This window comes from Actinoplanes sp. NPDC051851, from assembly GCF_040681165.1.
Classification (GTDB): domain Bacteria; phylum Actinomycetota; class Actinomycetes; order Mycobacteriales; family Micromonosporaceae; genus Actinoplanes.
On sequence record NZ_JBFAYF010000004.1, the window covers coordinates 131,420 to 150,870 of the forward strand.

16 protein-coding genes are annotated in these 19,451 nt (G+C 70.2%); 9 read left to right on the forward strand and 7 right to left on the reverse strand.

Features of this window, described 5'->3' with window-relative positions:
- Positions 1-55 precede the first annotated feature (55 nt).
- Complete coding sequence (locus tag AB0M08_RS06170; protein ID WP_364489614.1) at positions 56-481, reverse strand: PPOX class F420-dependent oxidoreductase; 426 nt, start codon at positions 479-481, stop codon at positions 56-58.
- Here AB0M08_RS06170 and AB0M08_RS06175 point away from each other — a divergent pair.
- Complete coding sequence (locus AB0M08_RS06175) at positions 467-1,810, forward strand: MFS transporter (protein WP_364489617.1); 1,344 nt, start codon at positions 467-469, stop codon at positions 1,808-1,810. The genes AB0M08_RS06170 and AB0M08_RS06175 overlap by 15 nt on opposite strands.
- Here the strand turns inward: AB0M08_RS06175 and AB0M08_RS06180 are convergent.
- The 3 genes from AB0M08_RS06180 to AB0M08_RS06190 are packed head-to-tail and all read right to left on the reverse strand — an operon-like array spanning position 1,752 to position 4,769.
- Positions 1,752-3,593, reverse strand: a complete 1,842-nt coding sequence (locus tag AB0M08_RS06180; RefSeq protein ID WP_364489257.1) for an NAD-binding protein — start codon at positions 3,591-3,593, stop codon at positions 1,752-1,754. The genes AB0M08_RS06175 and AB0M08_RS06180 overlap by 59 nt on opposite strands.
- Before the next feature lie 28 nt (positions 3,594-3,621).
- Positions 3,622-4,389 (reverse strand): phosphotransferase, encoded by a 768-nt coding sequence (locus AB0M08_RS06185; RefSeq protein WP_364489260.1) that lies wholly within the window; start codon positions 4,387-4,389, stop codon positions 3,622-3,624.
- Positions 4,386-4,769: a VOC family protein gene (locus AB0M08_RS06190; RefSeq protein WP_364489262.1), complete on the reverse strand. Its 384-nt coding sequence runs from the start codon at positions 4,767-4,769 to the stop codon at positions 4,386-4,388. The genes AB0M08_RS06185 and AB0M08_RS06190 overlap by 4 nt, the downstream gene beginning before the upstream one ends.
- A gap of 184 nt (positions 4,770-4,953) precedes the next feature.
- On the opposite strand from AB0M08_RS06190, the gene AB0M08_RS06195 reads away from it, so the two are divergent.
- The 4 genes from AB0M08_RS06195 to AB0M08_RS06210 all read left to right on the forward strand — a co-directional run bounded on the left by AB0M08_RS06195 (position 4,954) and on the right by AB0M08_RS06210 (position 8,119).
- The gene (locus AB0M08_RS06195) at positions 4,954-5,754 is read left to right on the forward strand and encodes a hypothetical protein (RefSeq protein WP_364489265.1); all 801 of its coding nucleotides are present in this window, start codon (positions 4,954-4,956) and stop codon (positions 5,752-5,754) included.
- A 512-nt stretch (positions 5,755-6,266) separates the two neighbouring features.
- Entirely contained in the window at positions 6,267-6,908 is a 642-nt protein-coding gene (locus AB0M08_RS06200; protein ID WP_364489268.1) for a hypothetical protein, read from the forward strand.
- 69 nt (positions 6,909-6,977) lie between these two features.
- Positions 6,978-7,643 carry a hypothetical protein gene (locus AB0M08_RS06205; protein ID WP_364489271.1) on the forward strand — a complete coding sequence of 222 codons (666 nt, stop codon included), beginning with the start codon at positions 6,978-6,980 and terminating at the stop codon, positions 7,641-7,643.
- Complete coding sequence (locus tag AB0M08_RS06210) at positions 7,640-8,119, forward strand: hypothetical protein (RefSeq protein ID WP_364489274.1); 480 nt, start codon at positions 7,640-7,642, stop codon at positions 8,117-8,119. Before AB0M08_RS06205 ends, AB0M08_RS06210 begins: the two co-directional genes overlap by 4 nt.
- 173 nt (positions 8,120-8,292) lie before the next feature.
- On the opposite strand, the gene AB0M08_RS06215 is transcribed toward AB0M08_RS06210, so the two are convergent.
- Positions 8,293-9,048 (reverse strand): SDR family oxidoreductase, encoded by a 756-nt coding sequence (locus AB0M08_RS06215; RefSeq protein ID WP_364489276.1) that lies wholly within the window; start codon positions 9,046-9,048, stop codon positions 8,293-8,295.
- A 150-nt stretch (positions 9,049-9,198) separates the two neighbouring features.
- Here AB0M08_RS06215 and AB0M08_RS06220 point away from each other — a divergent pair, with 150 nt between their 5' ends.
- From AB0M08_RS06220 to AB0M08_RS06235, 4 genes are all read left to right on the forward strand, one after another.
- Positions 9,199-11,271 (forward strand): methyl-accepting chemotaxis protein, encoded by a 2,073-nt coding sequence (locus AB0M08_RS06220; protein ID WP_364489279.1) that lies wholly within the window; start codon positions 9,199-9,201, stop codon positions 11,269-11,271.
- 127 nt (positions 11,272-11,398) lie between these two features.
- Positions 11,399-14,248: a carbohydrate binding domain-containing protein gene (locus AB0M08_RS06225; RefSeq protein WP_364489282.1), complete on the forward strand. Its 2,850-nt coding sequence runs from the start codon at positions 11,399-11,401 to the stop codon at positions 14,246-14,248.
- A gap of 96 nt (positions 14,249-14,344) precedes the next feature.
- Positions 14,345-15,643, forward strand: coding sequence for an L-serine ammonia-lyase (locus AB0M08_RS06230; RefSeq protein WP_364489285.1), 1,299 nt, complete (start codon positions 14,345-14,347; stop codon positions 15,641-15,643).
- Positions 15,644-15,662: 19 nt separating this feature from the next.
- A complete protein-coding gene (locus AB0M08_RS06235; protein WP_364489288.1) occupies positions 15,663-16,790 on the forward strand; it encodes an AI-2E family transporter in 1,128 nt (375 codons plus the stop codon).
- Here the strand turns inward: AB0M08_RS06235 and AB0M08_RS06240 are convergent.
- Both AB0M08_RS06240 and AB0M08_RS06245 read right to left on the reverse strand, forming a co-directional pair.
- Positions 16,714-18,132, reverse strand: a complete 1,419-nt coding sequence (locus AB0M08_RS06240) for an MFS transporter (protein WP_364489291.1) — start codon at positions 18,130-18,132, stop codon at positions 16,714-16,716. The two genes, AB0M08_RS06235 and AB0M08_RS06240, sit on opposite strands and share 77 nt — an antisense overlap.
- A gap of 12 nt (positions 18,133-18,144) precedes the next feature.
- The gene (locus AB0M08_RS06245) at positions 18,145-19,449 is read right to left on the reverse strand and encodes a nucleotide disphospho-sugar-binding domain-containing protein (protein WP_364489294.1); all 1,305 of its coding nucleotides are present in this window, start codon (positions 19,447-19,449) and stop codon (positions 18,145-18,147) included.
- Positions 19,450-19,451: the final 2 nt, after the last annotated feature.

A 19,451-nucleotide genomic window follows, 5' to 3' on the forward strand; every position in this document is an offset into this window, starting at 1 on the left:
CTCCCGTCCCCCAACCGTCATGGCGCGACGGAGGCTACCGGACGGGCGCAAGTATCTATCTCAGCCGCGCTCCATAGACGTGATCCACTGTGATGGTCAGCAACACCCGCCGGTCGGCGACCATGACCGACCGGTACTCCGCCCAGTCCGGGTGCTCGCCCGCCGCCGCGCGGTAGTAATCGACGAGCGCCGCCACCTCCGGCCCGTCCGGGTCGGCGCCCGGCCCGGTCAGCGTCGCGATGCCCTCGGCGGTGGCCCACGACCACCCGTCCGCGCTGGTCACCTGGAGGGCGGCGCGCGGATCCCGGCGCAGGTTGGCGGTCTTGGCCCGTCCCGCGGTGACCGAGACCAGGATGGCGTCCCGCTCCCGGTCGTAGTACGGCGTCACCGGCGAGAGCTGCGGGCGCCCGTCCGCCTTGATGGTGGCGAGAACACCGATCTTGCTGTCCGCGAGCAGGTCGCGGGGATCGAATGCGGTCATGTCCGTTCCAAGCCCGTCCACCCCCACGCTAATTCCGTTTCGCCGGCACCATCGATACGCGAGGATCGATCGATGCTCCCCCAGCGCCCGGAAGCGCGGCGTCTCCTCGCCGGTGTCCTGCTCTCGTTCATCGGGCGCGGGCTCACGCTGCCCTTCCTCTTCATCTACCTGACCGATGTCCGCGGACTCTCCGACGCGCTGGCCGGCATCGCGGTCGGCTGGTTCGGTGTGGTGGTGCTGGCCGGCTCCCCGATCTCCGGCACGCTGATCGACCGGTACGGCGCCCGCCCGGTACTGATCGCGGGCACCACCGCCCAGCTCGCGGGCAGTCTCGCGCTGGCCTTCGCGGCGACCCCGCTCACCGTCTTCGCCGCGCTGACGGTGGCCGCCGCCGGTAACGCGCCGGCCTGGTCGGGCAACACCGTCCTGCTCACCACGCTCACCGGCGAACAGGAGCGGCAGCGCGTCTTCGGCCTGCAGTTCACCCTGCTCAACCTCGGTGTCGCGGTCGGCGGGCTGATCGCCGGCGCGATCGTGGACGTGACCCGCCCGGCCACCTTCCAGCTGATCTACCTGCTCGACGGCGCGACCTTCCTGGTCCCGCTCGCCATCCTGCTCACCATGCCCGGCGTGGGCGGCCGCATCGCCCGGGACCCGTCACCCGCCCGGGTCACCGGCGGCTACCGCACGGTCCTGCGCGACCGCCCCTTCCGCCGTCTGGTCCTCTTCGGCCTGGTGCTCACCACCTGCGGGTATGCCCAGGTCGAGGTGGGCTTCGCCGCCTTCTCGGTACGCGTCGCCGACGTCAGCCCGCGCGTCGTCTCGCTCGCCCTGGCCGCCAACTCGGTGACCATCGTGCTCGCCCAGCTCGCCGTCGTACGCCTGCTCCAGGGACGCAGCCGCAGCCTGGCGCTGAGCATGGTCGGCGCGCTCTTCGGCCTCTCCTGGCTGGTCCTCGGCGCCGGCGGCCTGGCCGGTTCCGGTGCCCCGCTCGCCGCCGCGCTCGCGGTGATCGGCTGCGCGGTCGTCTTCAGCCTCGGCGAGACCCTGCTCCAGCCGGTGATGCCCGCCCTCACCAACGCGCTCGCCACCGACGAGCTGCGCGGCCGCTACAACGCGGTCAACTCGATCAACTTCGGGATCAGCGGCATCATCGGCCCGATCAGCGCCGGCCCACTGATCGGCGCCGGCCACGGCACGCTCTGGATCGGCCTGCTCCTCACCGGGTGCCTGGTCGCGTCGCTGCTGGCGCTCTCCCTGCGCCGCCTACTCACCCCTGCCCAGGACGGTTTCGCGTCAGCGGCCGCTCAACCGGCGCCGGCGGGGTAGGCAGGTCGGCCGCGGAGAGCGTGTCCCTGCGGAGCACCTGCAGCAACTCCTCGTAGGGACCGATCAGGTACGCCCGGTCCCCCGCCGCGAAGCGGGTGTCCCGCCGCGGCGGGTGCTCCAGCGTGCCGCCGGCCGCCTGCCGGCTGATCGCCACCACCCGGGTCCGCGCCGACAGGTCCTGCATCGCCAGCCCGTCCAGCCCGCCGCCCGGCGCCACCGTCAGCCGCCCCACCAGCATCAGCTGCGACCCGACGTAGAACGTGGCGATCACGTCCAGCCCGAGCGCCGCCCCGACGAACCAGGGTGCCGCCAGCGCCGCCGTCGAGCGCGCCAGGCCCAGCCCGAAGGTCCGTTCCACGGTCGCGGCCAGCGTACGGTCGAACAACCGCAGCACCACCGGCACCTCGCCCCACCGGTCGCCGAGCTGGTCGCGGACCGCCAGCCCGGTCTCCAGGTTGACCAGGTCGTCGCTGGTCAGCACGGCGACCGCGCGGGCGCTGCCGAGCTGCACCCGGTCCAGCGTGCGGGGCGTCGTCGCGTCCGCGAAGAGCACCGGCACCCCGGAGTCGCGCACCTGGGCCGCGTACGGGTTGTTCTCGTTGCTCTCGATCACCACCACCTCGGTACCGGCCGCGCGCAGCCGCTCCACCACGCGTACGCCCACCGACCCGAGCCCGACCACCACGACGTGCCCGGCCAGCCGGTCCAGCCGCCGGTTGCCCAGCGCCTCGGCCAGCCGCAGCGTGACCAGCGTGTTGGTGAGCAGCGCGAAGAAACTGGTGCCGAGCAGCACCCCGAGCACCATCAGCCCGATCGCGAAGCACCGCAGCCAGGTCTGCTGGTCCCGGAAGTAGAAGTCGCCGAACCCGACCGTGGCGATCGTCTCCACCCCGAAGTACGTCGCGTCGACCACGCTCATGTGCGACCCGTCCGCGTTCCGGTACCCCAGCCGCAACACCACGATCGCGAGGGTGAGCAGTCCGAGCAGCGCCCCGAGCGCGACCACGATCCGCCGGTCCAGAGCGTGCAGCACCGACTCGGCGAAGTGCGCCGCCTGCCGCAGCCGGTTCGGCCCGCGCTCCACCGGATCCTCGTCACCGTCGCGGACACCGGCCGCCGCCAGCTCGTCCGGCGTGCCGAGCAGCGTGATCCGGTCACCCGGCCACACCGGGTGGTCGCGTCCCGGGCAGACCTCCATGCCGGTGCCGTCGGCCGGGCGTACCGCGAGCGGCGCCAGATCCCCGTAGCAGGAGCGCAGCGTCCCGGTCCGGTCCGCGACGACATGCGCCGCCACGAACCGCTGCCCGTCCAGGTCCAGATCGTGCGTCCCGGTCCGCAGGCACGCCTCCACCACCGAGGGCGCGGAGAGCCCGGCCACGTCCAGCACCGCGATCGAGAGCGCGGCCAGCGCCCGGCCCACCGCCGGGTTGTCCAGCTGCACCACCACGCGGACGTCCGGCCGCCGCTCCCGGACGAGCAGCGCCGTCTCCAGCGTGTGCAGGTCCTCCATCTGCACGCAGATCACCGCGACCGCGCCGGCCAGGCCCGCCTCGCCGAGCGTCTCCAGCAGCCGCGGGCTCCCGGCCACCACCGGGACACCCCATCCGCGGGCGACCTTGACCAGCCGTGGATCCGCGTCGTCCTCCACGACCACGACCCGGACACCCGCGTGGTAGAGCTGCTCCACGATCCGCAGCCCAACCCCGTCCAGCCCACAGACGATGATGTGTCCCTGCCACCCCGCACAGCCGTCCGTCATCCGGCCAGCTTCGAGGTCCGCCATGTCGGTCAGGTTACTGACCGGCCTCCGGCTACACCGGGAATCCGTCCAGCTCGGCGACGGCCGTCGCGAGGTTCCGGTCCGCGCCGAGGGCGATCAGTCGCCGGTACGCGGGCTCCCCCGCCGCCGCGGCCCGCCGGATGCCGTCCACCGACGCGAGGACCCGGCGCCGGACCGTCTCGACGAAGGCCCCGAGATCGCCCTCCCAGCCGTACGCGTCCAGGAAGATCCGCAGCCGCCGCGGCCGGTCCTCGAACGCGGTGAACCCCTCCGCCTCGACCACGTGCCGGGCGTGCAGCGGCACCCAGGAGAACGCGGTGAACGCCAGATCCCACTCCGGCGTCACCGGCCCCGCGAAGTCCCAGTCGAAGAACCCCACCAGGCGCCCGCCGGACCAGACCGCGTTGTACGGCGCCGCGTCGTTGTGCCCGATGATCAGCCCGGGCCGCCACGTCTCCCCGCCGCGCCAGACCGCGCCCGGCGGCGGCACGAAGGAGGCCACGGCCGTGTGGAAGTCCCGCAGCCACCCGGCGACCTCGAGGAGAGCCTCGTCGCTGTGCGCCCACGCGGGCCACGGCCGGCGGTGCCCGATCGCCTCGCCGTCGAGATAGCTGAGCGTCTCCCGTCCCTGATCGTCCAGGCCGAGCGCCCGCGGCACCCGATCGAATCCGGTCGACTCCAGGTGACGCAACAGCAGGTGCACGCTCGGCGTCCACGCTCCCGCCACCCGCCGTACGGTGTCACCGACCCGCACCGCGCCGCCGTCGTTACCGCCCGGAAGACGCTCTCCGGAGCTCACTCCCAGACCTGGGCCAGCCGCTCGAAGACCTCCGGCTCACTGTGCCGCGGGATCACACAGAGCAGGTGCCCGCCCGGCGCCCGCAGCGTGTGGCAGTCCAGCCACTGCCCCACCGGGACCGCGCCGAGAGCGATCAGCCGCTCGGTCTCCGCCTCCACGTCGTCCGTCTCGATGTCGATGTGGAACCGGGCCGCGTCGTCCACCGCCTGCACCGCCAGGGTCAGGTCGGGCAGCGCGCCGGGCAGCGAGGTGAACTGTGCCTCCCCCGGCACCGCCCGCGCCGGTACGCCCAGGGCCGCGGACCAGAAGGTGGCCGCCGCGGGGGCGTCGCCGCCTGGCGTGTCTATCAGGATCGTGGAGAGCCGGCTGCGATGTGCCATGGTCCACTATGGCTGACCGATGCGGCCCGTTGTCAAACGACTTACCGCCTGTAACGAGATCTCGATACAACCACGACACAATGCGGCCAAAAGCATCGCTGGGATCGGGCCGCGGCTCACCACGGCGCTTCGCCGCCCGCTCTACTCACTGTCCGTTGTGGAAGCGTGGTACTACCGTGACGGCGTGGTGCTCGCCGGAACCCTGGCAGCCTGCGCCGGCTTCCTGCTCCTCGGCGGCGCGGGCATCTTCCTCCTGCTCAACCTCGCCGATCGGCGCGCGGTCCGCCTGCTGCGCCGGGTGCCGCCCGCCCCTATCGCCTCGATCGTCCCGGCCGCCCTGGCCACCCCGGCGGTCGCCGGGACGGTCCAGGCCGGCTCGCGGCCGGTGTCGCGGGGCCGCTTCGCCGCCGAGGGCGTCACCGCCCCGGGCCCGGCCGGCATCCAGATCGCTCCGGTCAGCGGCGACGAGTGCGCGTGGTACTCGGTACGTCTCACCCGCGAGCCCAGCCGCCGCGACTCCGACCTGAGCCAGGACCTGCTCCTGGAGGCCTCCGCACCGGACCGCCCCGCACTCCTCGACGCCACCGGCCGCCTGCCGCTCTCCCCCGCCCTGGTCTGCCGCCCACCGGAGCACCCGGTCCCGTACGTGGTCACCCGGCTCACCTACCGCACGTCGGCCCCGGTCCCGCTGCCCGCCCTGGTCCCACCCGACGTGGTCGCGGGCCTGCGCCGCTCCGAGAGCCTGGTCCTCACCGAGACCCGCCTCCCCCTCGCGCTCCCGGTCTTCGTCTCCGGCCGCCTCACCCCCGACGGCCTGGACCTCCCCCGCTCCGGCCCGGCGTTCTGCACCACACGCCCCTACACCGAACTCCACACGGCCCTGCGAGCCGACATCACCCTGGCCACCCGCCTGATCCTCGGCTCCACAGCCCTCGGCACCCTCCTCCTCTTCGCCGCCACCACCCTCCTCCACGTCGCCACCTGACCCTCGCGCCGGCCAGAACCACCTCGACCCGACACTATTCGCTGAATTTTCGATTACAGAGAGTCCCGGAACCGGTCGCGGAGACTCTTTCCTCATTACCGGAGCCAATCCCGGGCAGTCCCGCTCCGGAAATAAACTTCGCGGCGGCGGAATCGCCCCCACCGCTTCGACGAGAACCCCGTTCGAGCGCTTTCCTGAGAGCCTCGGTCCAACCCAGGCCCCAGAAGCGGTGATTAGTTCACATCGACAACAAATTCACATCGGTAAGCCGTCCTGCCAGTGGCAGGACAGTCGCCACCCGCTCGGTATTACGGACGGCAGACGACACCATCCACACGAGACCCGCCGCGTGGCCCCGGGGAAGACACGGGTCTAGACTGGCCATTCAAGCCCGAGGGCTTTGACGGGGACAGCTGAAATTCCGAATCGAGGTCGGACGCGTGGCGCCACCGGGCGGAGATGATCTTTGGTACGGACCGGACGACCAGTGGCCGAAACATCAGAATCCATCTATGCGTGAGGCGATTGATCGAGCTCGTCGCGGCGGCTGGCATCTCCGCAAAACCCTTGGCCACGGATTCGGCCGTATTTTCTGTCGGCGAGTGGAGCCGGGCGGCGCTGTATGCAAAGTTCCGATTTTCACGACACCCCAAAGACCGGAAGACCGCGCAAAGGACATCCTTCGCGCCTTTCGCGACTGCCCGCACCACCACGCCGACCAGACAACCGACCTGTCGTACGCACATGGTCTGGTAGACGGCGCAGAAAAGCTTCTCGACGCAGCCGAGGACTTTCTGGACGCGGAAGAAGCGACGGCCGGCTCCGAGGAAGCCTGGCAGAAGGCCCAGGATCTGCTGGCGTTGGCCACGGTCAGCGCGGAGGAGGTCGACCGAATCATGGAAATAGCACAAAAGTTCGACGCGGAGGCTCGAACGCTAACCCAGCGCGGCTGGGTCCGGGGCGCCGAAGCAGGCGGGTCGGACGGATCACCGGGCAGTTACGTCACTCTCGCGGAAGAGCGCATGGAGGAGGCGGCCGACGTCGCCGACAAGGCACGCAACCGGCATGATCCCACGCTGATCACTCTAAAGGCCAGAGTTGTCGCCACGAAAGGTCGCATTGTCAGCCTCCGGCTGCGACTCGATCCCAGATAGTCGTAACCTGTTGGCGTTTGCCAACGTTGGCTATAGCATCGAAAGACAGCTGCGCACCGGGAGGCCACCTTGTACCGGATTGCCCTGCGTGTCACTGGCGTAGACCTCGACGACGACGCGACGTTCGCCGCAATCAGCGAGTATCTCGATCATCTTTCGTGGATCGAGATCGACGGCCGCACGCTCGCTGTCACCCACACCGAAGGTAACCCCGTCGGCGCCGCCTCACAGGCGGCTCGGGAGATCGTCGGATCATTGAGCGGCGCACGGATCGCCGAGGTCGATCAGGATCTCGTCGGCGTCTCCGACATCGCCAAGCGCGTCGGGGTGACTCGCGAAGCTGTTCGCCTCTGGGTCGACGGCAAGCGCGGACCTGGCAACTTCCCGGATCCGGTCGGCTCCTCGGGCGGCGGCGAACGAGGATCACAACGCCTGTGGCAATGGGCGCCGGTGAACGACTGGCTCCGATATTTCGGGTTGCATGACGACGAAGAGGCCCTGTCGGCCGCCCAGATGGCCGAGGTCAACGCCTCGTTGCATCGAGTGGCCGGACCGATCGATCGCGAATGGCAGCAGGCGACCGCGGGGGTTTACACGCCCCTGACGAGGATGCCGCAGCATCCCACGACGTCGGGGTTCAGCGACAAATGCCAGGTCGGCGAAATCGTTCCGGAGTATTCATCAGCGACGGCATGGCACGAGAAGATCTCCGTCAGAGCCGGGGAGGATTCGTGACCGAAACCGTCCGGTCATCGACCACCGAGAGCGACTCCACGCTGTGGCGGCTCGTTCAAGGCGTAGAGCTCATGGACATCCGGGTGGTGCGCTGGCACAGCGAACTCGTCGACTTCCAGGCGAGGGAGATTCAAGAGTTCGAACCAGTTTTCAGCGTCGAGTTTCGTCATGATGGCGAAACGATCCAGTTCAAATGGGATCTCGATTCGACTCTCAGCTCGACAACCGGGCACCGGGTTGCAGCACTCGGCCTCTCCCTTCTCCAGACGTTCTCATTCCTGTCGCCGGAGGCGAGCGCTTACGCAGAGTCCGATGTCATCCAGAGATTCGTCGAGAAAACTGCGGTCATATCCGTGATTCCATTTGTTCGCGAGGCCGTTCAAACCATGACGGTACGACTGGGTCTACCCGCAGTCACACTAGGGCTGATCCGCGCGGGAAGCTCGGGTCCCCAAGTCTTCAGCGTTCGCTCATAACGCTGCTGAAAGCATTTCCCGCAGCGCGGCGAACCGCCCGCATCGAACGGCCGCCCCCTTTCGCTTCCTGCCGAGCCGAAACGATGACGTCGGCGATCCGGCTCGGCCCGGCCACCCTCGGCCACCCCCGGCCACCCCTGCCGTGCGGACGCACGCGGACACTGCGCGGGCGGTCAGCGGGCGGGGGCGGCGCTCAGGCGGCGCAGGTGGGTGGTCAGCAGGGTGACGGCGCGGCGTGGGGTGAGGCGGTAGAGGCGGTCCATCAGGCGGGCGTCGCGGCCGAGCAGGATGCGGTACGCGTTGCGTTCCATGCCGGTGAGGATGTCGCGAGCGGCGCGCTCCGGGGTGGTGGTCGCGGCGCCCGGCAGGGGTGCGGGTGGCAGGGCGAGCGTGACCCGGACGTTCGTGCCGGCGCACTCGGCGTGCAGGCCCTCGGTCAGCAGCCGGACGGCGGCCATCGCGGCGCCGTAGACGGTCTGGCCCGGCACCGGGAGGACGCCGCCCAGGCTGGCGACGGTGACCAGGTGGGCCTCGGGGCGGGTCCGCAGCACTGGCAGGAACGCCCGGGACACGTGCAGCGTGCCGGACCAGTTCACCGCGAAGACCCGGTCGATGGTCTCGTCATCGAGGTCGGCGAGCGGTGCGACGGGCTGGGCGGTCCCGGCGCAGTGCAGGACGCCGTCGATCTGGGCCCAGCGGGCGATGATCCGGGCGGGCAGTTCCCGGACGGCCGCGCGGTCGGTGAGGTCGGCCTCGTGGATCGAGAGGGCGTTGGCGGAGACCGCCTGGGCCGCGGTGGCGCGCAGGGCGACCGGGTCGGCGTCGACGGCGGCGACCCGGGCGCCGCGGCGCAGGGCCTCCAGTGTGACCGCACGGCCGATGTCGCCGCCCGCGCCGGTCACGACCAGCGTTCTGCCCGCAGCTCTCATGAGACCCCGCTCCATTGACGGTGACGGAGATCACGTTATGGGTGGGACGACGGAAAGGCAACGACGGATTTGCGCCTTTCCAGCGCGTCGAGGGAAGAAACCGGGAAAATACCGACAGGACAGACAGAGCGGCCGACGGGGCGGGCATTGATGGCGACGCGGAACGACACCTCGGTGACCGGCGCGCCGCCGCTGCTGCTGCGCCCGGTGCTGGCGCTCACCGATCGGATCCGGACACGGGCCCGTCTCGCGGTGGTGGTTCTCGCGCTGCTGGTCCCGGGCTGCATCGCCACCGGGATGTACACCGCGGAGAAGGCCAAGGACCTCACGTTCAGCAACAGCGAGCGGGACGGCGCCGCGGTGCTGCGGCCGGCGCTGACCGCGCTGACCGACACGGCGGCCGGCCGTACGCCGGACCTGGACGCGATCAGGACGGCCGCCGCGGCGTACCCGGAACTCGGTGTCTCGGACGAGGCGCAGAAGCTCCCCGACGTCGCCGAGGACACCGTCGCCGCCCGGCTCGCCACCGCGACGGCGCTGGCCGCACTGGTGGGCAGCATCGGGAACAACTCCAACCTGATCCTCGACCCCGACCTGGACTCGTTCTACGTGATGGACGCCCAGGTGGTCCAGCTGCCGCGCGCGGTGCTCACCGCCCTGGAGGGCGCCTCCCCGCTGACCGGCAAGACCACCCGCCAGGCGGTCGCCGCGCAGGCGGTGCTGGCCGGGCAGCTGACCTCGGCCGCGGAGTCGCTGCGCACCGACGTGGAGACCGCCGGGAAGAACACCGAGCTCTCCCGGCTGGCCGACCGGCTGGCCCCGGTCGACACCCTCGCCGACACCGTCGACGCGCTCGCCACCACGCTGACCGGCAGCCTCAGCTCACCCACCCCGGCCGATCCGGTGGCGGTGGCCGATGCCGCGACCGCCGCCGTACGCCCGCTCAACACCGCACTCACCGAGCTGCTGGAGACCCGGATCTCCGGTTACGCCGTGGAGCGCGCGGTCGTCCTGGCGATCGCGATCGGCGGCTTCCTGCTGGCGCTCTGGTGCGCGTTCGGCGTGCTCTGGCGGACCGGTCACGACGTACGGCAGACCGTCGCCGCGGTGACCGCGATCGCGGCGTCGGACCTGGCGCACCGGGACCTGCCGCAGGGCCGCGACGAGATGGGCGACATCGGCCGGGCGCTGGACGTGGCCCGGGCCCGGCTGCAGGAGCAGGAGACCGCCCTGGCCGGCGCGGAGGTCGCCCGGGAACAGCAGCTGCGGGCCGGCTTCCTGCACGAACGGCAATCCGAGGCGCAATTCCGGCGGCGTACGCAGGAGATCATCGACGAGTCGACCGGGGTGATCGCCGAGGAGATGCGGCAGGTCCAGGAGAAGGTGAGCGAGGTACGCGGCTCGTCCGTGGTGATCGACGAGCGGATCAGCGTCGCGGACGCGGCGACCGGCGCGATCGTGGCGCAGGCGCGCGAGGCGGAGCAGGTGATCACCTCGCTGGAGGAGAGCCTGCGCCGGGTGGCCCAGACCGCGGCCCTGGTCACCGGCATCGCCGGCCAGACCCGCCTGCTCGCGCTGAACGCCACCATCGAGGCGGCCCGCGCCGGCGACCTGGGGTACGGCTTCACGGTCGTCGCCGACGAGGTGAAGCAGCTCGCCACGCACACCGCCGAGTCGACCGACCAGATCACCCGCACCATCGACGACCTGGAGCGGGACACCACCGCGATGGCGCACACCATCACCACGATGATCGAGGGCATCGCCGGGGTGGGCGACGCCGCCACCTCGCTGCGCACCGTCGCCGCCGAGCAGGGCGCCCTGATGGACCGGCTCTCCGCACAGATGACCGAGACACTGGGCCGGGTCGAGCAGATGACCGATCTCGCCACCCAGCTGGAGCGGCGCGAGCACGACCGGATCGCGGCGGGCGGCCGGGTCGCGCTGCGCAAGCCGGGTCAGTCGCCGGTGGAGGCGACGCTGGTCAATTTCAGCGCGGGCGGCATGCGCATCGGGATCCCCCGGGAGGGGATGTTCCCCGAGGGCACCACCGTCGACGTGGAGCTGAGCAACAGCGTCGGGTCGCTCGACGTCAACGCGCGGGTGGTCAACTCGATGGTCACCGAGGGGAGGCCGGAGATCGGGCTGCAGTTCCTGGTCACCGACGAGGCGATGGCCGAGCGGCTGGCCGCCTTCGCCGACCGCCTGCTGGCGGTCCACTGAGCGGCTCTTGCATATTGACGGGAACCTCTTTCAGAGATTGAAAGAAGTTGCTACCGTCCAGCGCAACATGTGAACGCGGGATTGCCGTCCCGCTACGCACGTGTATCCCCCCTTCTGGAGGTTCCCCGTGCTGCGAAGACTCCTGGCCGCACTCTGCCTGATACCCCTGTTGCTCCTGGACGCCCCGGCCGCGCGGGCGGCCAACACGGTCGTCGTCTACTACCAGCCGGCGTCCTCCTGGACCACCGTGCCGGGCGTCGCGATGACCGCGTACGCGGCCTGCTCGGGCTGGTACACCAAGGAGATCGACCTCGGCACCGCGAGCGGGATGCAGGTCGTCTTCAACAACGGCTCCGGGACCTGGGACAACAACTCCGGGAACAACTACAGCGTCGGCACCGGGACGGTGGCGATCTCCGGCGGCGCGGTCTCGTCGGTGGTGCCGTGCAGCACCGCGAGCAGCACCGCGACGGTCTACTACAAGACGGGCTGGGCCACGACGTACCTGCACTGGGCACCGACGAACGGATCGTGGACCACGGTGCCCGGCGTGGTGATGGACGAGACGGCCTGCACGGGGTGGGCCGCCGAGACCGTCAACCTGGGCACCGCCACGAGCTGGCAGGCCACGTTCAACAACGGCTCCGGGACCTGGGACAACAACTCCGGGAAGAACTACTCGCTCGGCACCGGCACGGTCGTCGTCAACGCGGGCGTTGTAAGTTCCACCAATCCTTGCGCAACCGCGACGCCGGACACCACCGCGCCGTCGGCGCCGACCGGGGTGACCGCGAAGGCCACCAACACGACCGTCGCGCTGGCCTGGACCGCCTCGACCGACGACGTCGGCGTGGTCGGGTACCAGATCACCCGGAGCGACGGGACCACGCTCTCGTCCTCGACCAACGCCTACAGCGACCGCGGTCTCTCGGCGCAGACCTCGTACGCGTACACCGTGAAGGCTCTTGACGCGGCCGGGAACGTCTCGGCCGCGAGCGCCTCGGTGAGCGTGACCACCGGTGACGAGGCGCCGGTGACGAGCGGCGAGATGCTCGGCGGCGATCCGCGCAAGGACAGCATCTACTTCGTGATGACCGCGCGCTTCTACGACGGCGACACCAGCAACGACCGCGGGGGCAGCCAGAACGTCTCCTCGGGCAACGCGGCCAACAGCGACCCGATGTTCCGCGGTGACTTCCAGGGCCTGGTGGACAAGCTCGACTACATCAAGGCGCTCGGCTTCTCGGCCATCTGGATCACGCCGGTGGTGATGAACCGGTCGGACTACGACTACCACGGCTACCACGGGTGGGACTTCTACCGGGTGGACCCGCGGCTGGAGTCGGACGGGGCGTCGTACCAGGACCTGATCGACGGGGCGCACGCCAAGGGGCTCAAGATCTACCAGGACGTGGTCTACAACCACAGCTCCCGCTGGGGCGCGAACGGGCTCTTCACGCCGACGGTATACGGCGTCCGGGACAGCCAGTGGAGCTCGTACTACAGCGAGCAGGTCGCCGGTAAGGAGTACGACCCGCTGGAGGAGAACAGCGCGGGGCGCACCTACAACGGCGACGTGTGGAGCAGCACCCAGCCGTCGACCAGCTCCTGCCCGAACTGGGGCACCGCCACCGGCTCGAAGAGCAGCGAGGGCTACACGCTCTACAACTGCCAGTGGCCGTACCCGACCAACAAGACGTTCCCGTCGACCTATTACCACCAGTGCTGGATCGGGAACTGGGAGGGCGAGGACGCGCGCTCCTGCTGGCTGCACGAGGACCTGGCCGACTTCAACACCGAGAACGCCACCGTCCAGCAATATCTGATCGACGCGTACAACAAGTACATCGACATGGGCGTGGACGGGTTCCGGATCGACACCGCGGTGCACATCCCCCGGGTCACCTGGAACCGCCGCTTCCTGCCCGCCATGCACGAGCACCTGGTGGAGAAGTACGGCGCCGCCAAGGCCGACGAGTTCTACGTCTTCGGCGAGGTGGCCGCGTTCGTCAACGACAAGTGGAACCGCGGCTCGGTGAACCACTCGGCGCAGTTCTTCACCTGGAAGGAGCGCGCGACCTACTCCGACGACGACGCCACCGCCGCCATCGAGCAATACAACTACGAGAACAATTTGGGTACGGCCAATCAGCCGACCAGCACGAACGCGTTCCTGTCGGGGAACACGTACCACGCGCCGGACCACAGCCAGTTCTCCGGCATGAACATCATCGACATGCGCATGCACATGAACTTCAGCGACGCGCAGAACGCCTTCAACAACGGCAAGGACTCCGACGACTCGGTCAACGACGCCACCTACAACGTGGTCTACGTCGACTCGCACGACTACGGGCCGAACAAGTCCTCGACCCGCTACTCCGGCGGCACCGAGGCGTGGGCCGAGAACATGGCGCTGATGTGGACGTTCCGCGGCATCCCGACGCTGTACTACGGCTCGGAGATCGAGTTCCAGGCCGGCAAGCAGATCGACTGCGGCTCCTCCTGCCCCCTCGCGAACACCGGGCGGGCGTACTACGGGGCCAACGTCGAGGGGACGGTCACCGCGAGCGACTACGGCGTGGTCGGATCGGCCTCCGGGGCGGTCGCCACCACGCTGGCCAAGCCGCTGGTCAAGCACGTGCAGCGGCTCAATCAGATCCGGCGGGCCATCCCGGCGCTGCAATCCGGCCAGTACTCGACCGAGGGCGTCAGCGGGAGCATGGCGTACAAGCGGCGGTACACCTCGGGGAGCGTGGACAGCTTCGCGCTGATCACCGTCTCGTACGGGGCGACCTTCACCGGCATCCCGAACGGCACGTACGTCGACGCGGTCACCGGTGACAAGCAGGTGGTCACCGGCGGCTCGCTGACCGTCTCGCTGAACGCCAAGGGCAACCTGCGGGTGTACGTGCTCGACCAGACGGGGAACCCGGCGCCCGGAAAGGTGGGTTCCGACGGGGTCTACCTGAAGTAATCCTTAGGACTACGGTCGATGGCGCCCACCCGCGATCCGGGTGGGCGCCGTCTGCGTATTGCTCGGGAGAACCCCGGCCCCCACAAGGAGCGTCCCATGGTTTCCGTTTTTGATCTGTTCTCGGTCGGCATCGGCCCCTCCAGTTCGCATACCGTAGGCCCGATGCGCGCCGCCCGAATGTTCACATTTTTCGTGAAGAACGAGGAAGTATCGGCGGTGAAGGCCGAGCTCTTCGGGTCACTGGGCGCGACCGGAATCGGTCATGGAACACCTCGTGCGGTCCTGCTCGGGCTGATGGGCGAGGAGCCGGAGACGGTCGACGTGCGGATCACGGCGGAGAGCAACCGGCTGACCCTGCTGAACGGGCCCGAGGTCGCGATCGACCTGGTCCTGCACCGGAAACGGTCGCTGCCGGGTCACCCCAACGGCATGACCTTCACCGCGTACGACCGGAACGGCGCCGAACTGACCAGCCGGACGTACTACTCCATCGGCGGCGGGTTCGTGGTGGAAGCGGGCAGCGCACCGGCACCCGATGCCGCGTACACCATCAAAAGCGGTCAGGAACTGCTGGCAGCCACCCGAACCACCGGTCTGTCGATCTCCGGACTGATGCTGGCGCAGGAGGCGGAGAAGCGGCCGGAGGCCGAGGTCCGCACCGGTCTTCTGCGGATCTGGCAGGTCATGCGGGAGTGCGTCGACGCGGGCCTGACCACCGAGGGGCTACTCCCCGGCGGCCTGAACGTCCGCCGTCGTGCGGCGGTGACCGCGCGCCAGCTGCGTGCCGCCGGCGATCCCGAGCGGCACGCGATGGAGTGGCTGACCGTTTTCGCCATGGCGGTGAACGAGCAGAACGCGGCCGGCGGACGGGTCGTGACCGCGCCGACCAACGGTGCCGCGGGGATCATCCCGGCCGTGCTGCACTACTACACGCGGTTCGTGCCCGGTGCCGACGACGACGGGGTGGTCCGGTTCCTGCTCGCGGCGGGTGCGATCGGGATGCTGTTCAAGCAGAACGCGTCGATCTCCGGTGCCGAGGTGGGCTGTCAGGGTGAGGTCGGCTCGGCGTGCGCGATGGCCGCGGCCGGGCTGGCCGAGGTCCTCGGCGGCACCCCCGAGCAGGTGGAGAACGCCGCCGAGATCGGCATGGAGCACAACCTGGGCCTGACCTGCGACCCGATCGGCGGCCTGGTCCAGATCCCGTGCATCGAGCGCAACGGGATGGCCGCCGTCAAAGCCGTCACCGCCGCCCGGATGGCGCTGCGCGGCGACGGGCGGCACCACGTCTCCCTCGACAAGGTCATCAAGACCATGAAGGAGACCGGCGCCGACATGAAGTCCAAGTACAAGGAGACGGCGCGCGGAGGTCTCGCGGTCAACGTCATCGAGTGCTGAGGTTTCGTATGGTGATCACGTGGGTCCCACCTTGAACGCCGACAAGACCCGGAACGCGCTGCGCGACGCCGCGCGCGTCTCCTGGCAGACCCTGCTCATCCTGGCGTTCGTCTGGGTGCTGCTCCAGCTCCTGCGGACGGCCTGGTCGGCGCTCTGGCCGCTGGTGATCGCCCTGCTGCTCACCACGCTCGCCTACCCCGCGGTGCGCTTCCTGCGGCGCCGCGGGTGGCCGTCCGCGCTCGCCGCCGCGGTGGTCCTGGTGCTCTTCCTGATCGTGCTCTCCGGCATGGTCGTGCTGATCGTGGTGCCGGTCGCCTCCCAGTCGACCAACCTGGCGAACGGGATCACCGACGGCATCCAGCAGCTGCGCGACTGGGCGGCCGGCCCGCCGCTGAACATCACCGACGACCAGCTCAGCACGTACCTCGACGAGGCCGTCACCAAGCTCAAGGAGAGCGTCGGCAGCATCGCCACGGCCACCCTGAGCGGGGTCAGCACCGTGGTCAGCGGGCTCACCACCACGCTGGTCGCGCTCTTCCTGATGTTCTTCTTCCTCAAGGACGGGCACCGCTTCCCCGGCTGGCTGAGCCGTCAGCTGCCCGGCCGGCTCGCCGCCGACATCCCGGAGATCGCCGTACGCTGCTGGAGCACGCTCGGCTCGTTCGTCCGCTCCCAGGCGTTCGTCGGCATGCTCGACGCGGTCTTCATCGGCCTCGGCCTCTGGATAGTCGGCGTCGAGCTCTGGCTGCCGCTGGCCGTGCTCACCTTCATCACCGCGTTCATCCCGATCGTCGGCGCCCTGCTGGCCGGCGTGGTCTCGGTGCTGATCGCGCTGGTCTTCAACGGCTGGGTCAAGGCGCTGATCGTGCTCGGCATCATCCTGCTGGTCCAGCAGCTGGAGGGGAACGTCTTCCAGCCGATGCTGCAGAGCCGCGGCCTGGGCCTGCACGCCGGGGTGGTGCTGCTCGCGGTCACCCTCGGCGGCAGCCTCTCCGGCATCATCGGCAGCCTGCTGGCCGTGCCGGTGGCCGCGATGCTGGCGGTGATCTGGAACTACATCCGCGAGCAGCTCACCGATCCGCCGCCTGTGGTTCCTCCTGCGGATCCACCCGCAGAGGTGGAGGCTCCGGAGTCGGCCGAGGCGTGATCGCGGCTGCCAGGGCGGCCGCGCCGAGCAGGCCGGCGCCGATCCACAGGGCGGCGCGCAACCCGGTCACGAAGGCCTCGGGGCTGTCGCTGCCGCCCGCGTCGAGGAAGACCGTGGCGAGCACCGCGACGCCGATCAGGACGCCGATCTCCCGGACCGAGTTGTTGATCCCCGAGGCGATCCCCTCGTCGCTGTCCGGGGTGAAGGCGAGCGCCTGGGTGGCCACGACCGCGAAGAAGGCACCCATGCCGCATCCGGCGCAGAGCATGCCGGGCAGCAGGCTGACGTAGTCCACCCCGGGCGAAACCGTGAGGGCGAACCAGACGAGCGCGGCGCCCTGGAGGACCGAACCGGCGATCATCACCGGTCTGGTACCGATCCGTTCCGCGAGGATGCCCGAGACCGGGGCGCCGATCGCCGGGAGGAGCGTCCACGGCAGGGTACGGATACCGGCTTCGAGAGGGCCGTACCCGAGGACCTTCTGGAAGAACTGGAGGAGCAGGAAGACCGAACCGAAGACGCCCGCGGTGAGCAGCAGGGCGTTGAGGTTGGTCAGTGAGAAGCCACGGTTGCGCATCAACCGGGCGGGCAGCACCGGCGCCGGAGTACGCCGTTCCCAGAGCACGAGGGCCACGGTCAGCAGCACCGCGGCGGCCAGCGGCCAGACCGACATCGGGGCACCCCAGCCGTGCACGGCGCTGTTGGTCACGGCGAGGACGAGACCGCAGATCGCGCCGGAGAGCAGCGCCAGGCCCGGCCCGTCGAATCTCTCCGCCGTGCGTACCCGCGTGTCCGGGAAGACCCGGGCCGCCGGCACGATGAGCAGCCCGAGCGGCACGTTGAGCCAGAAGATCCAGTGCCAGTCGGAGTACTCGACGATGAGCCCACCGACGAACGGGCCGATCGCGACCGCGAGCCCCTGCGCCGCCGACCAGATCGCCACGGTCATCGGCCGCCGCCCCGCCGGCACCGCGTCCACCACCAGGGTCAGCGAGAGCGGCACCAGCATCGCCGCGCCGAGACCCTGCACGGCCCGGAACGCGGCGAAGGCGGCGATCGTGCCGGAGAGCGCGACGGCGGCCGACGCCACGGTGAAGAGAGCCACCCCGGCCCGGAAGACACGGCGGCGGCCGATCCGGTCACCGAGCGCCGCCGCACCGAGGATGAGGATGGCGAAGGTGATGGTGTACGAGTTGACCGTCCAGGTCAGCCCGGTCATGTCGGTGTGCAGGCTCCGCTGGATCTGCGGCAGCGCGATGGAGACCACGAGGTTGTCGAGACTGGCGATGAACGCGGCGCCGGCCCCGACGATCAGCGGTACCGGTGAGATCTTGTTCGGCATGACGGGTTCTCTCTAGGAACGGGTGAGCTGGCGGGTGATGAAGTCCTCGACCGCGTCGACGCCGGGCGCGGCGTCGATCTCGGCGCCCAGTCGGCGGGCCGCCCGCTGGAATGCCGGATCCGCCTCGATCGTCCGGATCGCGGCGCCGACCTCCTCGGCGCTGGGCGCGGCCCGGCGCAGCCGCAGCCCGGCGCCGGACCACTGGAGGCGGGCGCCGACCTCCGGCTTGTCCTCGGTGTCACCGGCGACGATCAGCGGCACGCCGTGCCGCAGCGCCAGGTTGACCGCGCCGTACCCGCCGTTGGTGACCAGCAGGTCCACGTGCGGGAAGAGCCACGAGTAGTCGAGGTACGCGCCGATGCGCACGTTCTCCGGCACCGCGCCGAGGCCGGCGACCAGGGCGGCCTCCACCTCGGACTCGGGCCGCCCGCCACCGCTGATCACGACGATGCAGTCCCGGTCGGCGAGAGCCCGTACCGTCGGTGTGACCAGGGTGGAGAAGTCGGAGTTCGCGACCGTGCCCTGGGTCACGTGCACCACCCGGCGGCCCTCCAGGTCGCGATGCCACGGTGGCGGTGGGCTGCCGGCGGCGGTGGAGGTCATCGGGCCCACGTAGATCAGTTCGGTACGCGCGTTCGGGCGGGGGTACTCGAAGCCCTGGATGCCGAGGTGGAGCAGGGCGTCCCCGAGGCCGGGCATCTCGAAGAACGGCACCGGCAGGTCCACGTTCACCAGGCGCCTGGTTCCCGCGGCGAGGCACCGCTGCGCGGGCCCGAGCACGAACCGGTTCGCGACCGTGTGCAACAACCGGTTGCGGACCGTCTCCCAGAGATTGGTGGCCGGGAGCAGGCCCATGCCGTACGGGGGCAGGCCCGGCGCCCGCAGGGTCATCGGGCTGATGCCGAGGACACCGATCGCCGGCCGGCTCTCGCGGGGCAGCAGGGTGAGCGGGTACACCCCGGCGAAGAGCATCTCGGAGAAGATCACGTCGGTCGGCTCCGCCGCGAGCGCCGCGGTGACGCCCGCGTACTGGGCGTCGATCGGTTTGGCGAAGACCTCCAGTACCGCGGCGCTCAGGCCACGGATCCCGGTCAGCTCGGCGACCTGGGGAAAGGCGGCCGCCATGTCGCGGTCGTCGAAGTCGGCGGCCTCCGGCAGCGGCAGGAAGGTCACGCCCGCGGACTCGACCCTCTCCCGGTGCCGCCGCCCGGTCAGGAACCGTACGCGGTGACCACGGCTCACCAGCTCCGCGGCGACCGCGAGGCTGGGCGAGACGTGGCCGAGCAGGGGTGAGCTGGTCACGAGGATGGAGGCCACTA

Coding starts and splice junctions, on each gene's coding strand:
- AB0M08_RS06170 (WP_364489614.1), bottom strand. CDS start 481: ATGACCGCATTCGATCCCCGCGACCTGCTCGCGGACAGCAAGATCGGT.
- AB0M08_RS06180 (WP_364489257.1), bottom strand. CDS start 3,593: ATGGCGGACCTCGAAGCTGGCCGGATGACGGACGGCTGTGCGGGGTGG.
- AB0M08_RS06190 (WP_364489262.1), bottom strand. CDS start 4,769: ATGGCACATCGCAGCCGGCTCTCCACGATCCTGATAGACACGCCAGGC.
- AB0M08_RS06200 (WP_364489268.1), top strand. CDS start 6,267: ATGCGTGAGGCGATTGATCGAGCTCGTCGCGGCGGCTGGCATCTCCGC.
- AB0M08_RS06215 (WP_364489276.1), bottom strand. CDS start 9,048: ATGAGAGCTGCGGGCAGAACGCTGGTCGTGACCGGCGCGGGCGGCGAC.
- AB0M08_RS06220 (WP_364489279.1), top strand. CDS start 9,199: ATGGCGACGCGGAACGACACCTCGGTGACCGGCGCGCCGCCGCTGCTG.
- AB0M08_RS06230 (WP_364489285.1), top strand. CDS start 14,345: ATGGTTTCCGTTTTTGATCTGTTCTCGGTCGGCATCGGCCCCTCCAGT.
- AB0M08_RS06240 (WP_364489291.1), bottom strand. CDS start 18,132: ATGCCGAACAAGATCTCACCGGTACCGCTGATCGTCGGGGCCGGCGCC.